This is a genomic window from Motilibacter aurantiacus (genome assembly GCF_011250645.1).
In the GTDB taxonomy this organism is placed as follows: Bacteria; Actinomycetota; Actinomycetes; order Motilibacterales; family Motilibacteraceae; genus Motilibacter_A; species Motilibacter_A aurantiacus.
Map to the genome: position 1 here is coordinate 1 of NZ_JAANNO010000001.1, position 14,158 is coordinate 14,158.

Here is a 14,158-nt window from a genome sequence, read left to right on the forward strand (position 1 = left end):
GACGACAAGTCGCCGATGGGGCGGTGACTGCTCAGCGGCATTTCCGGACGGGCGCTTGGCATCGGTGCGGATGCATGCTCATGCAGAGCGGGAGGCGGCCGGGAGCCCGCGTAGGCACCTTCCTGCCGAGTGCCCATAGGGAGATCGGCTTGCGGTGCGGCCGGTTCTGCTGTTCGGCTGGCGAGCCCCAGCCCAGCTGAGACGCGCCCGTGCGAGATGATGTTGTTGTGGCGGGGCTGCAGGGGTTCTCGACGGTTGGGTCGTTGTCGCGGCTTCGATCGGGTGAGCCGTTCGTGGTGCTGGTGGCTACTGAGCGGGATGAATCGGCGGAGCGGGCTTGGCGAGGTATTGCCGAGCGGCTTGTGGCGCTCGATGACGAGCAGCGGGGCGGCCGGCTCGGGGCTGGGCCGTCGGCAGTGTTCGACCCGGTGCCGGTAACGGGCGGCTACGTGTTCTCCGTCGACACGCATCTCATGACGACCAGGGCCGTGCGTGCGATCCCCGCCCTCGTTTTGCAGGAGTTCGAGGCGGCGGGGTCGGCAGCCGCGCGCGTGTCGGTCCCACAGGCAAGCCGTTGGCTGCGCGCCTTCGCAGGGCGGGTTGGACTGGCAACCCAGGTTCAGCTCTACGGCCCGATGAAGGCTTGGGTCAAAGCGCCCGACGCCCGTCCGCCCGGGCAGCCGCCGTTCCGCGCGGTTCCTTGGACCTCGGATCAACTCGAGCCGTTCACCGCAGCCGCTGCTCGGTGGGTCGGTGAGCGCGGGCCGGTGACCCTGACGCTGGTCGATGACGTTCTCGTTCAGGACGTGCCGCCGGCTGAGGCCGCCCGGGCTGCCCTGCTGCCGCTGTCCGGAGCCGGCGCGATGTGCGTGCTCTACGCCGGGGACGCCACTGGGGACGCCCGAGTAGTGACAGTGAGCTCCATACTCGGGATCGAAGTTATGGCGACCGACGCTGCTCTGAAGCGGGAAGGGTGGGCGCAACGGCTGGGCAACTCGGTCGAGTACTGGCGGGCGCTCGCACCACACATTTTCTGGGCGGGGGCCGATGTGACCGGCTGCTACGAGTCGGGACACTCGTTCGGTGGCTCGCAGTCGCTGCTGTCGGCTTTGACCCTGCAGGACGGATCACCGGCACAGACGCTGCATCACCGCGACACACTGATCCCGGACGCCTACTGGTGGCAGGTCCTCAGCCCCACTCACCTGGGCCAACTTCCAAAGCTCTCCGAAGGGCAAAGCGCCGCGCTCGACGGGGGACGCCTCGAAGTCCGATACGGAGACGCCGAGCAGTGGTCTGCTGGCACCGAGGCGCGGGCCGCGATGCGGACGCGTGCCCGGCGTGAGCTCGCGGTCCTCATCCCAGACTGATCAAGCGGCCTCGGGCCGAGCCGCAACTTGACCCGTCCGCAGCATGGGCTTGTTACTTGACAGGGCGTCGGTGAACTCGCCATAGGCGGATCCGCCTGCGGCGACGCCGCAGGCCGGGAACTTGCCCGAGATTGTGCGGCGTCTGCCGTCCCGTTTGCCCTGTCGCGTGATGAATCCCGCTCGGGTGCCTGTTGCGGGACCGCGCCGCCCCGGACGACCGAGTCCCTCGGGGGGACGTGCACCGGGCAGCGGCGCACCTTCGAGTGGATGCTCGTACCAGGAGCCGCATCTTCACCCAGTCCTGGACCGGCCCTGTCTTCGGCACGAGCGGGTGGGTTAGGTGCCGGAGGCCATGTAGGCGGCGAGGATGTAGTTGGGGTGCCGGTCGAGGTTCTTGCGGGCACGGTCATACCGCATCGTGGTCCGTGGGTCGGCGTGGCGGGCGGCGATCTGGACGTCGCGTAGATCCACCCCAGCATCGAGCATCGTCGTGACGTACGTGTGGCGCAGCATGTGCGGGTGCATCCGGGGCAGCCGTACCCCGGCGGCCTCGGCGAGGTGGCGGAGCCGGCGGGTGGAGGCGTGCCGGTCCATCCGTCGGCCATAGCGGTTGAGCAGCAGTGCCCCGGCCTGCCGGTCGCCGCAGGCCCGGTCGACCGCGCGGGAGACGGCCGGCGGCATCGGTACTAGGACGGTCTTGTCGCCCTTGCCGACGACCCGCAGGACCCGGTGGCCGTGCTCCTCGCCGATGTCGGACAGCGACAGCCCGCAGGCTTCGAACACGCGCAGGCCTAGCAGCCCGAGCAGGCAGACCAGGGCAAAGTCGTACCGGTTGGCGCTGCCACGGGCGGCGGAGACCAGGGCCTCGAGCTGCAGGTGCGAGAGCCCGAGCGTGGGTGACTCGGGCGGGACATGCGGGCGGCGGACATAGTCCGCCGGGGAGTGCTCGAGGACGGCGTCGATGACGCAGGTCCGGTAGAACATCGTCACCGTGGACAGGCGTCGGGAGACGGTCGAGGGGCGGTAGTGCTGGGCCTCCTGCATCCACCGGACGTAGAGCTCGATGTGCGGGCGCCGGGCCTGCAGGGGGTCGAGGCCGCGGGCCTGGCACCACACCAGGTAGGAGCGCAGGTCCGAGGCGGAGTGAGTGCGGGACTCGCCCTTGTAGCGGGCGAGGTAGGCCGCGACCGCGAGGCGGAGCGGGTCGGCGGCGACGGGCAGGAGCTCGGTCGAGGTCGTCATGCCCGACCATCCGCCCGCGCGCCGCGAGCGTCACGCCTCGGCTGCCACCTGGAAGATGGGGCCGTCGTCGTTCCGGTGCTCCAGCTGGCTTAGCCGGTGGCGGGCGGGAAGCGGGTGGCCAGGAACTCCGCGAGCAGTTGGCGGTCGTCGGGACCGAGGTCGCCGTTGCGCTTGAGCAGCCTGGCCAGGCCGCGGCGCCCGACGAGCGGGACGCCGTTGATGCTCTCGCCGAACCAGGGCAGCTCGGTCCCAACGAAGCACAGCGCGCCGCGCACGGGCACGGCCGCGTCAACGGCATGGAGGGCGGCGGTGACGTCGGCGACCTGGCCGGCGAGGCCGTCCAGCAGCTTGGTCTGGTCACGTCCGCGGATGTAGAGCCGCTCCTGGCGGGCGGTGAGGAACCCGCCGGACCGGCGGACCTCGAGCTCGCCCTGGTGGGTCTTGGCGTCGATGACCCACACGCCGCTCGGTGTGATGGCGATGTGATCGATGTTCGCGCGGGACAGCCGGCCGTCCGGGTGGCGGCGCACACGGTCGTGCAGAACCGTCACGTCGTCCAGGCCGTCGAGCTTGGCGGCCACGGCCCGCTCACCGCGGGCTCCCTGCGCCCACACCCGGGTGGTCGCGGGCTCCTCGCCCAGGGCAAGGATCAGCCCGCCGAGCAGCGGGTGACGGGAACGAACCTGCTGCTCACGGCGCTGCGACCGACGCTCGTACTCCCGCTGGGCCGACGTCCCCGCCGCGCTCACGGTCGACGCAACCTGGGCTGGTGCATCGTCCCGTACCGGCCCCGGCACGGGGTGAGCCGGGAGCGCCGGGGGCTCCACGGTCCTCGCCTCCGCGTAGCAGGCGAGGCAGGTCACCCGCCGCAGGCCCGGGTCCCACGCAGCGCGCGTTCCTGCCTCCAGCGGGCTGAGGCAGCCGCTGCAGGTGTCAGGACGCCGGAGAGCCAGAACACGCACGCCAACGTCGTCGGCCCAAGAGCACCGAACCTGAGCAGAAGGCCCTGTGCTCAAAGCCACCAGGCGAGCCCAAGCGCGGCACGTAGGACCGGTAGAACTGAAGCCTCTCCTACGGTCAAGTCTAGTTCTTCGGCCGACCGCGCCAGTTCAGCTTGGTTGGGGCGCCGGGCTCTGGGATGGAGTCGCTGGCGCCCAGAGCGGTGACCAGAGTCGTCAGTAGCTGATTGGTCCGACGTTGTTCGTCCACGAGCAGCGCGACGAGGCGCCGGCTCTTCTCGAACTCTGTCGTCAGGACAGCAAGCTCTGCGTTGCTCAGCCCAGCCATGTCACTCCGTCACGTCGAACCGTTGAGGACCAGACTCGCACGGGTGTAGGCGATACCCGCGGGGTGCTCGCAGCGCGGCATGTGGGTGCGTGAGCTGTCAGACGCGCCATCAGGCCGGCAGGAGCGCGCTGGCAGCGGGCGGCAGTGATGTCTTCTACATGAGGGCTCGTGAACCAGCCAAGAGGGTCCGGGCGGTAGTCGAGGCGACAGCGCCCGGACGTTCTCTGCCCAGAGGGAGCTGGCCGACCGCACCGCCACCCACCATGCCGGCCGAGCGTCCCACCTCTCGATGCGAGACCTGCGGCCGAGACTCGAACGACGACAAGCCGTGCGCCACCTGCGCCAGCTTGCGCCAGTAGACAGGGAGGCTCGGGTTCGTCAAGCGCCTCTGGGTAGGAGCGGCTCGATGCGCCCCAAGGGCGCCAGTTGCGGGCGAGGCATCGAAGCCGTGATTCTGCGCCAACGTGCGACGGTCCTGAACTAACCTCGGTCGAGACCGAGGTCGGCAGTTGGAGGCCTGGTGCAGCGCGTGACGTCAAGTAGATCGCAGGTCCAACTTCTCGGAGTCGGGGCCCTACGACAACGAGGGGAAGGGGCCTGATGACTACCGACGGCACTAAGGGGGAGTTGCAGGAGGCGGCGCCCAAGGGCCTCTTCATCATTGGCGGAACCGTGAAGGAGGTGATCACCACTTCCGAGCCGAAAATGGTCCGCGAACATCTGAGCTCGCTATTACAGGTAAAGAACCTCGTCGTCCTCCTCGGATCTGGCGCGTCGTTTCACCTGGGCTCGCCGAGAACACGCGACCTGACAAACAAGCAGGTTGTGGAACTCATCAAGGACTCAGGTGAGCAGCCGACGGATGGGGATGCTGCACTTCTGAGCACGATCAACCCGACCGACAGCGGCGACTTGGAGAAGCTGCTAAATGGTCTCCAACTCGCTGCATCACTGGCGGACCAAGCCGGGCAAGATGCGGTGACGCTCGGGTCGGGCTCCGCTTCGAAGTCCTACCAAAGAGAAGAAGTTGACGGCCTCAGGCAGCGGATAAACCGGGCGCTAGCCGAAGCATGTCGCTTGCCAAAGGAGAGCGGAGGACGGGAGGCGCCTTACAACATCGACCCGCTCTTTGCGCATCGGACTTTCCTGTCGCGAATCCTTCGCAGCCGACGCGCGAACCTTGGACGCCCACGGATCTTCACGACGAACTACGATCTGGTCATCGAGAGCGCTCTGGATGAGTTGGGCTATCCGTACATCGACGGCTTCAGCGGCACCGTCGACCGGCGCCTGAACCCTGCGTTCTACGGCCTCGACTTTCATCGGGTCGAGACGACGACGCAGTCCGTACTCGCCCGTGCGGAGGGTGCGCTCTACCTGCACAAGGTTCACGGCAGCCTGAACTGGCGGTCGAGCAGCAACCGCGATCGGTTGACTGGGCTCGAGTCGGTGGAGGTCAAGCAGAGCAATGCTCCCGCACAAGACGACGAGCTAGTGCTGATCTACCCGACGTCGTCGAAGGAGGGTGACACGCTTGCGTACCCGTACTCGGACCTCCTTCGACTGCTCAGCGACGCCGTCCAACAGGAGGACACGGCCGTGATCGTCGCTGGTTACGGATTCGCGGATCCACACATCAACCGTCTACTGCTTCGCAGCCTCGCAACGAACTCTGCGCTTAGCGTCATCGTCGCCGACCCTTTCGCAGTACTCGACGACGTCGACATGGCGACTCTCACGTCGGAGGCCGAACATCGGCAACTCGAGGACCTCGACATCACGCCGAAGAACACCGCCATCGCGGCGCTCGCGAGGGCGAGCGACTCGCGTATAGCGGTACTTACGGGCGAGCACGGCAAGTTCACGGAGTTCGCCCGCCTCATGCCGGGTTCAGCACCGCAGGGGGAGACCCCGGCGGCTGTCGCAGCGCTGATCGAGGCCCTAGAGCAGGCAGCGCGCGGTAGTGCTCCTGCAATCCCGGGAAGTGAAATCTCGTGATGGAAGCCGGCGGGATCGGGAGTGTGATCGACGTCCGCAGCACGACAATTCGCGTCGCGCTGGATGTTGGATCCAAGGGTTTCACAAAGGTGGGACCCGACGGACTTCAGACCGTGGGCGTCGTGAACTCCTACGTCACCGTGCCCGCGGGTGCGCACCGAATAGTGTGCATAGTAACCGGTGTCTACATCAGCGGACGTCAGGACCAGAAGGGCCAGGGCTCCCTCCTCAGCCAGGACGACGCGGCGACGTACGAACTCGAAGCCACCGTGGTCGGCCGCTTCGAAGGCGACAGGTTCAAGTCGGGCCTAACCGGGTACCCCCCGCTCCACGCGCCCGTGCTGGCAGCCACGCCGGGCGAGGTGAAGAACATCTTCCTCCCGGAGGGTGGTCCCTCCCTCCGTATCGGAACGTCAGCGGTCGTTACGGAGCAGGCTGTGCACCTCGACGCGAATCTGCTCTTGGGCCATCACTGCGCCGTCGTTGGCTCCACGGGATCGGGCAAGTCGTGCACCGTCACCGCCGTCATTGACGGACTGCTGGATCACGAGATCCCAAACGGGCACATCGTCGTCCTCGACATCAACGGAGAGTACGCGCAGTCCTTCGCCCCCTCGACCAACCGTGGCAAGAGAACGCGCCCGTTGGTGCTCGGCCCTCGGCCCGGCCCGGACTCCGGCCTATTCCTGCCGCACTGGTTCATGAATAACGAGGAGCACCTCAACCTTCTGCGTGCGAGCGAAGGAGTACAAGCTCCGGTCCTGCAGCGCGCCATCGCGGATGCGCGACTGGCAGGAACCAACAGGGGGACAGACGCCGATCAGCTCGATAATGTCCGATCGACGCTCGGTATTCTCGACGCACTCGGCAAGAACACGATGGATGCGGAGGCGCCCGCTCTTCGACAGCTTCAGTCGCTCTCGAACGTCCTCGCCAAGAACGCCGCGAAAGACTCGCCGATCAAGGCAAGGTGGCAGCGCATGGCGGATGTCGTGCCGAAGGTCATCGCGAAGTTGGGTCTTCGGGACAACGTCAAGTACCAGACTCTCACCGCTGAGCACCGAGACCTGCTGGCCAAGCTGACCAACTTCCTGAACACGGAGATCACGGCCGGGCTTGGAGAGCTTGGCCTTGGCAGCGGAAGCGCAAGTGCGGACTTCGACGCCCCGGTGTTCTACTCCCTCCAAGCTTTATGTGACATCTTCCTGCCGGCGCGAGTGCAGTTAGAGCAAGCAGTCGATAGCCGCATCGGCAGCTATGTGGCAACTCTCCAGATGCGCCTGAGTCGACTGCTTGCCGACGGCAGATACGACTTCATCACGCGGATCGAGAAGCACGAGGATCCGTTGGGCTCGTATCTGAAGGCACTGATGGGGGTTGACCCCACCCACGGTGATGCGACGTCGGCAGACTGGCCGGCCGCCAAGCACCTTCAATCTCAGGTCGCTGCGCAGGGTGCCGGCCCCTCAGTTACGATCTTCGATCTGAGCCTTGTTGCCAATGATGTGTTGGAGAACGTCGCCGCGCTACTCGGCCGCATTCTCCTTGATTTCGCAGTCAGAAGTCAGCCGCGCGCAGAGCACCCGCTCCTCCTGGTGCTGGAAGAGGCTCACCGATTCATTCCGTCGCGCCAGGACCCCAACGGTGGTTCAGGTCGGTCTGCGTCGATCTTCGAGCGAATCGCCAAGGAGGGGCGCAAGTTTGGCGTGTCGTTGCTGCTCGCGAGTCAGCGTCCGAGCGAACTCAGCGAGACGGTTGTAGCTCAATGCGGCACCGTCATTGCCCACCGCCTCAGCCATGAGGCGGACCAGAGCCTGCTCCGGCATGCGACCGCCCTCAGTTCGCGTGCACTACTTGACCAGTTGCCCAGTCTCGCTCAGCAGCACGCGCTCGTGACTGGCGTCAGCACGGGTGTCCCTGTCGCGGTTCGAGTCCGCGACGTCCAAGACCCGCCGAAGAGCGACGACCCCGACTTCATCAGCACGTGGGGTGATGCCGACAAGCTGGCAGACCTTGCCCTTCATATCGACAGGGTCGTCGCTGATTGGCAAGCGGGCGATAGTGAGCCTTCCTAATGCGAGGGTTCGCGCTCCGCCAGGTTCGTCCCGTAGGTACAATTATCGGTAACGCGATTCGCCTGGTCACGCCCGCACTGACAGTCCTATGGCCAGCGGCCAGCGCACCCCACCTATCGGCACTCTCGCTCACGCCTGCGCCGAATTGCGGCTCTATGTCGCGAACCGCAGGATACCCCCTATCGGGCTGCACGATCATCGGCAGAAGCGGACACGCGCAGCCCGCCAGGCGAGCGGGTGGCCCAGGACGGGGCGCGAGGTATCCGCAACTTGGGCGAGCGAACCATGGTTGTTGGCATGGCAGGGAGCGCTCGCGGACTTTGCGAGAGCGGCTGTGGGCCAGCAGGGTTTCAACTCCTGGGCTTCTGCAAGACTTCCCTCGGCCACCCAGCCTCCCCAGGAGGAGATCGTGAGCCGCAACTCCGAACGCAGCGCAACGAGGCAGAGCAGCGGTGAAGAGAGTGAGGGCACCAGCCGCCAGTCTTGGCTGATCCCGGCATTGCTGGGGCTTGGTGGCGTTCTTGTTGGCGTGATAGCGAGCGTCGGCACGACCACTCTCACGCTGCATGACCAACACAGCGAGACAAGGCGCGAGCAGCGCAGGGAAGCATACGCCAGCCTATATGCTGCCGTGGCTTCATACTTGAGCGAGATCGGGGTGCAGTCCCAAGTCATCCTAGAGGCTCGCGCAAACCCCCGAGGGCGAGAGCAGGCAATGAAGAGTGCGGACGAGGCATTGGACAAGCAGGACGAGGAGATCTTTCGTTCTCAGGCCGTGCTGGTGCTGACAGCAAATAAGTCTGTGTCGGATGCGGCCTTCGATCTCAGTACGCGGGCCCGGGCAATGCGTGCCGCGCTGACCGCTCCTGACTTGACCAAGCAGACCATCGACCAGCAAATCGACGTGATGTCGCGAGCCCTGGACCGGTACGCCGTTGATGCAAGACAAGACCTTGGAGTCGCCCCCTGACGGGCCGAGTGGCGCTGCTCCCTCATCGGCATTTCCGCGTGCTGACGGGAGCCCGGTCACAACGTGATGCAGCCCGTTCCGGGAGAGGGTCACCAGCGGCACACGGAGCCGGGCACGCGAGAGCCCCGGCGGGAGACGTCTCAGCCGGGGCGCTCGCGTGATGTCGCGAAAGGGCTAGCGGTTGCGCCCCGCGTCGCGGATCGCGCTGTCCGTGCGGTCGTCGTCGTCGCCCTCGATCTCCTTCGCGAGCAGGCCAGCGCCAATGGCCCAGACCAACGCGCCGAGAATCGCGACGTAGACGCCGATCTCGGAGCTCAGGTCGTCGCCGCGCTCAAGCCCGCCCATGGGGTTCAGGGCGAAGGCGATCGACTGCAGCGTTGCCGCGATACCGACCGCCATGGTGACGAGCGTCAGGCCTCGGTGCTGCCCACGGCGCGCGCGCTGCATGGCGTAGACGAGGGCCACCAGCAGGCCTAGGCCGAGATACGCGATGAACGGCACGAGCGAGTCGGTCTCGTAGCCGGTGCGGGTGACGTCGTCGGTAGCGGTGTCGGCCGTGACCCAGTCCAGGAAGGGCGAGATGTTGAACACCGCGATGCCGGCGGCGGCAACCGCGAGGCCGGTGGTACGCGCGCGGCGCGTGCCCTGCATGGGTGTCGCGCCGTGCTCGGTCGTGCTGACCAATTGAACTCCTTCGTGGGTGCGCGCCTGCGAGCGCAGGCGCCCTTCGTCCTAGACCGGCAACAGCCGTCCTAGGGGCTCTCGCTTGGGATGACGCCGGGCCTCGTCGGACGCCGGGGGCTCGACATCGACGACGGGCTGTCGCGCCCCGTGGGACGCGTGCCGACGGAAGATGCCCGAACGATCGAGGGGCAAACGGCGGCGCTAACACCAGGAGGAGTGACCTGCAACTCAAATGCGGGGCAGCTTCCCCTCTGCATCGCGGTGCACTCGCCTGTGCACGCAGTGTTACCTGGCCATCCCCGCGGCCGTCAATTCGGCGCGACTTCTTCGCGTTGCTCTCGCTGGCTGTCCGCTGTCTCCTGGCCAGGAACGAGTGCGTCGGTGAGTAGGCGCCCTGTCCTCGGCATGATGTGGGTGATCCCGTGGCCGCTCGTCGGCATGCCCGTGCGTCCCCAGGCGCCCCGCCACCGATCGCCTGTCAGACGGGTCTGCCCGCCGACCGACTCCGTCTGAAGCACCACGCTCACCGCCGGCCGGTCCTCGGCGGACGTCCATCCACTCGTAGGACATGCCCAGCACCATCACGGTGCCGCCGTCCTCGTCCGGCACCACGACCGTCCGCCAGGCTTTCGTGCGGACGGCTCGTTCCAGGCGCAGGGCGCAACTCCCTCAGCCCATGGGCCCGGTCGTGTCCGGCTGTCGGCCGTGTCGGCCGCGCATCCGGCGTGCGGTCGGGCACTGCGACGTCTCAGCGGGCGCTCGGCCGCGCTTGTCGAGGCCCGCCGCTGTGGACAAGCCGTGGAGTCGTCCATCCCGGCCGAGACTCCCGAGACCTTCGAGACACTGCTGGGCGCACGCCTCGGGCTGCACCTCGTCGGCCGCGTGGCCCTCGAGCCGGGACGAGCCAGGCAGGGGCACCCCGAGCTACGACGCCGCTCCCGCCCCAGCGACCCGTGCGCACGACTCCCCCGCACGGCCTCGCGGTCGACGCGCGCGCTTGCGGCGTCATCGGTCCTCTTCGTCCTCGCACGCGTCCCGCAGGTGCGGCGGGTCATACGCCAGCCGGTAGCCGCGCTTGACGACGGTCTGGATGCAGCGGGAGTCGCCGAGGGCCGAGCGCAGGCGCGTGACGGCCGACTCGACCGCGTGCTCGTCGATCCCGACGGCAGACCCGCCGGTGCTGCGCGCGATCGCCCGGAGCAGGTCGGCCCGGGAGAGCACGCGCCCCGGGTAGCGGGCCAGCGCCCGCAGCAGCGCCATCGGGACGGGCGGGAGCGGCACGACGCGGCCGTCCACGACGACGGCGTGGCCGCGTACGTCCAGCTCGTGGCCGGCGACGTCGAGCCGCGCGCTGCGGGCCGGCAGGCAGTCGACGACGGTACGCGCCAGCGCGCCGAGCCTTGCCCGCGTCGGCTGCGCCGTGGGGACGTCGCGACGTTCGAGCGGGCCGGCCGTGACCGGGCCGACACAGGCCACGAGGACGTCCTTGCGCAGCACGTCGAGCAGCTTGTCCTCGTCACCACGGGTCTCGGCGAGCCTGAGCAGGCTCACCGCGGCCGGCGCGCTCGTGAACGTCACGGCGTCGACCTGCCGGGCGAGCAACTGGTCGAGCAGCCGCTCCATGGGCGCGGTGTCCTCCGGGCTGACCCAGCGGTAGACCGGCACCTGCACGACGTCGGCCCCGGCGCCCTCGAGCGCGTCGACGAAGTCGGGCAGCGGCTCGCCGTGCAGCTGGACGACGACGCGCTTGCCCTCGAGGTCCATCGCCAGCAGGTGCTCCAGCACCTCCGACGAGGACTCCGAGGCCGGGGACCAGGCGTCGACGAGTCCGGCGGCCCGCACCGCCCCGCGCGCCTTCGGCCCGCGGGCGAGGACGTGCGCCGTCGACAGCTGCTCGCGCAGCGCATCGCCGAGCCCCCACCCCTCGGCCGCCTCGATCCAGCCGCGGAACCCGATCCCGGTCGTCGCCACGGCCAGATCGACCGGGGCGGCCAGGCAGGCCCTGGTGGCCGCGAGCAGCTCGGCGTCGTCGGGCAGCGGGATGATCCGGATCGAGGGCCCGTGCACCACCCGGGCCCCCCGGCGCTCGAGCAGGGCGAGCAGCTCGTCGGCCCGGCGCGCGGCCGTCACGGCGACCGTCCACCCGGCGAGCGGGGGCACGGCGGGCTCGGCCGGCGGCGCGGCGGGCTCCGGCTCGGGGGGCGTGTCGACCTGCAGGACGCTCTCTCCTGGCATGGCGGAAGGGTCGCGGTGGGGCGTTGCGCCTTCGGGTCCCTGGTGTTTCCGCGCGGCTACGTGTCGTGGGCAGCCTACGGCCGGCTGCTGTGAGCGCGCGCCCTCGACGACGCGGACGGGCTGGGAGAATTCGCGGGTGCCGACCGCTTCGCCCCGCCGCGCGCCCGCCGCTCCCACCGCCCCGGCACACCCGGCCGTACGCGCCGGTGCCCTGCTCGTCGTCGCGGTGGCGCTCACGGCCCTCAACCTGCGCACGGCCGTGACCAGTGTCGGCCCGGTGCTCGAGGAGCTGCGCACCGGCGTCGGCATGTCCGGGGCGGTGGCCGGCCTGCTCACGAGCATCCCGGTGCTCTGCTTCGCCGGGGTCGGCTTCCTCGCCCCGGCGGCAGCCCGACGGCTGGGTCCGCACGGCGCGGTGGCGGTCGCCCTGGCGCTGATGGCCGCCGGCGTCGTCCTGCGGGCTGCCGCGACGGTCCCGCTGGCCGTGCTGGCGTGCACCCTGCTCGCCCTCGTCGGCGGCGGGGTCGGCAACGTGCTGCTGCCGATGATCGTCAAGCTGCACTTCCCGGGCCGGGTCGGCCTGCTGACCGCGGTCTACACCACAGCGCTCGCGGTCGGCGCGACGGCCGCGGCGGCGCTGACCGTGCCGCTTGCCGAGCTGGCCGGCGACGGGGACGCCGCCGACGGGTGGCGGGTCGCCCTCGGGGTGTGGGCGCTGCCGGCCCTCGCCGCCGCGGTCGCGTGGGTCGTGGTCGTGCTGCGGCGGCGCGCCGCCGCTGGCGTCCCGGCCGGCGCGACGAGCCCGGCCACGCAACCGCTGCACCCGGCCCGGACCGTCGCAGGGCGCGCGCTGGCGGCGTACTTCGGCTCCCAGGCCCTCCTGGCGTACGTCACCATGGGGTGGCTGGCCCAGTTCTTCCGCGACGCGGGGGCCTCGGCGTCGACGGCGGGCTACCTGCTCGCCTTCACGGCGGCGCTGTCGGTGCCGGTCTCGATGGTCGTCCCCCAACTTGCGGCGCGCCGGCCGTCCCAGCGTGTGCTCGTGGCCGCCCTGGTCCTGGGCTACCTGCTGGGGTACGCCGGCCTGGTCGCCGCCCCGCTCGGCGGGGCCTGGCTGTGGGCGCTGCTCATCGGGCTGGGCTCGGGGTCGTTCCCGCTGGCCCTCACCTTCATCGGGCTGCGGTCGTCCACGCCGGCCGAGACGGCGTCGCTGTCGGCCTTCGCGCAGAGCACGGGCTACCTGCTCGCCACGCCCGGGCCGCTGCTGATCGGCTGGCTGCACGGCGCGGGCGGCTGGGCCGGGCCGTTCGCGGTCATCGTCGTCGCGCTCGTCGTCCAGCTCGTCGCCGGCCTCCACGTCGGAGGCCCGGCCCGCGAGTCCAGCCACGCCAGCACCGCCGGCCCCAGCTCGCGCAGGCTCTTGTAGTCGCGCAGCCCGGCCGGCATGCCGCGCAGCCACGCCGCCACCTGCGCACATGCCGCGGGGTCGTCCCCGATCGCGCCCAGCGGGTCCACGTAGGTGCGGATGGTGAAGACCACGGCCCCGGTACGCGGCAGCCGGCGCAGCGTCTGCCGCTCGGCGCGCAGGAACACCCCGCCCGGCACCTCGGCGCGCCCGGGCCGCGCCGCCGGCTCGGGCTGGAAGAGCGCCGGGTCGTCGAGGACGCTGCCGTTCAGCCGCCACAGCCCGCGCTCGGGCGTCAGCCTGCTCATGACGAGGTCGACCGGCGCGCCGATCGCCGCCGCGTACCCCGGGACGGGCGTGTGGATCTCGCCGACCGGCAGCCCGAGCTTGTCCGCGAGCCGCCACCGGGACGGGAACGCCACGCTCGCGGCCACCAGCCGCAGCGCCCCATCCGCGCCGGGCAGGTGCAGGCAGAGGTCCTCCGGGACCAGGCGGGCGGCGGCGTCGACCGGGTGCAGCCCCCGCGCGTCGTCCACGTACGCCTGCCCGCTGCGCGGGTCGCGCAGGGTGCCGCCGTCGCGGGCGTACCGGTCGGGGAAGCGGCCGACGAGGTGGGCCTCGAGGACGGCGAGCAGCTCGTCCCCGGCCGCGCGCACCGTCCCGGCCCCCGGGCCGGGCGGCCCGTCGAGCACCGCCACCGCCTCGTCGGGATGGTCGGCGAGGACGCTGCGCTTCTGCGCCAGCTGGGCGTCGGCGTCGTCCCCGAGCTCGATCCAGCCCGCGACGTCGAGCGTGCGCGTCCCGACCCGGTGGCGGTGCGGGCCCGGCTCGAAGGGCAGGTAGCGCGGCGCGGGCACGGGGCAACCGTAATCGAGCCGAGTAGGAGGCCTCC

At 69.6% G+C, this 14,158-nt stretch carries 9 protein-coding genes and 1 pseudogene; 5 read left to right on the forward strand and 5 right to left on the reverse strand.

Annotation, left to right across the window (positions count from 1 at the left end; genetic code table 11):
• Window positions 1-227: 227 nt before the first annotated feature.
• Window positions 228-1,370: a hypothetical protein gene (locus G9H72_RS00005; RefSeq protein ID WP_166165958.1), complete on the forward strand. Its 1,143-nt coding sequence runs from the start codon at window positions 228-230 to the stop codon at window positions 1,368-1,370.
• A 336-nt stretch (window positions 1,371-1,706) separates the two neighbouring features.
• Here the strand turns inward: G9H72_RS00005 and G9H72_RS00010 are convergent, their stop codons facing one another.
• The gene (locus tag G9H72_RS00010; protein ID WP_166165960.1) at window positions 1,707-2,612 is read right to left on the reverse strand and encodes a tyrosine-type recombinase/integrase; all 906 of its coding nucleotides are present in this window, start codon (window positions 2,610-2,612) and stop codon (window positions 1,707-1,709) included.
• A gap of 89 nt (window positions 2,613-2,701) precedes the next feature.
• Window positions 2,702-3,361, reverse strand: a complete 660-nt coding sequence (locus tag G9H72_RS00015) for a nuclease-related domain-containing protein (protein WP_166165962.1) — start codon at window positions 3,359-3,361, stop codon at window positions 2,702-2,704.
• 1,138 nt (window positions 3,362-4,499) lie between these two features.
• On the opposite strand from G9H72_RS00015, the gene G9H72_RS00020 reads away from it, so the two are divergent.
• From G9H72_RS00020 to G9H72_RS00030, 3 genes are all read left to right on the forward strand, one after another.
• Window positions 4,500-5,897, forward strand: a complete 1,398-nt coding sequence (locus tag G9H72_RS00020) for an SIR2 family protein (protein ID WP_166165964.1) — start codon at window positions 4,500-4,502, stop codon at window positions 5,895-5,897.
• Between the two features lie 23 nt (window positions 5,898-5,920).
• Window positions 5,921-7,972, forward strand: coding sequence for an ATP-binding protein (locus G9H72_RS00025; protein WP_166165966.1), 2,052 nt, complete (start codon window positions 5,921-5,923; stop codon window positions 7,970-7,972).
• A 409-nt stretch (window positions 7,973-8,381) separates the two neighbouring features.
• Complete coding sequence (locus G9H72_RS00030; protein ID WP_166165968.1) at window positions 8,382-8,942, forward strand: hypothetical protein; 561 nt, start codon at window positions 8,382-8,384, stop codon at window positions 8,940-8,942.
• A 174-nt stretch (window positions 8,943-9,116) separates the two neighbouring features.
• On the opposite strand, the gene G9H72_RS00035 is transcribed toward G9H72_RS00030, so the two are convergent.
• Together G9H72_RS00035 and G9H72_RS00040 are read right to left on the reverse strand one after the other, a co-directional pair.
• On the reverse strand, window positions 9,117-9,626 hold the full coding sequence (locus G9H72_RS00035; protein ID WP_166165970.1) for a hypothetical protein: 510 nt from the start codon (window positions 9,624-9,626) through the stop codon (window positions 9,117-9,119).
• 1,005 nt (window positions 9,627-10,631) lie between these two features.
• Window positions 10,632-11,861 (reverse strand): uroporphyrinogen-III synthase, encoded by a 1,230-nt coding sequence (locus tag G9H72_RS00040; protein WP_166165972.1) that lies wholly within the window; start codon window positions 11,859-11,861, stop codon window positions 10,632-10,634.
• Between the two features lie 136 nt (window positions 11,862-11,997).
• On the opposite strand from G9H72_RS00040, the gene G9H72_RS00045 reads away from it, so the two are divergent.
• Window positions 11,998-13,287, forward strand: coding sequence for an MFS transporter (locus tag G9H72_RS00045; protein ID WP_407939508.1), 1,290 nt, complete (start codon window positions 11,998-12,000; stop codon window positions 13,285-13,287).
• Between the two features lie 23 nt (window positions 13,288-13,310).
• Here the strand turns inward: G9H72_RS00045 and G9H72_RS21025 are convergent.
• Window positions 13,311-14,123 (reverse strand): annotated as a pseudogene (locus G9H72_RS21025) (heme-dependent oxidative N-demethylase family protein); the annotation flags it as partial.
• Window positions 14,124-14,158: the final 35 nt, after the last annotated feature.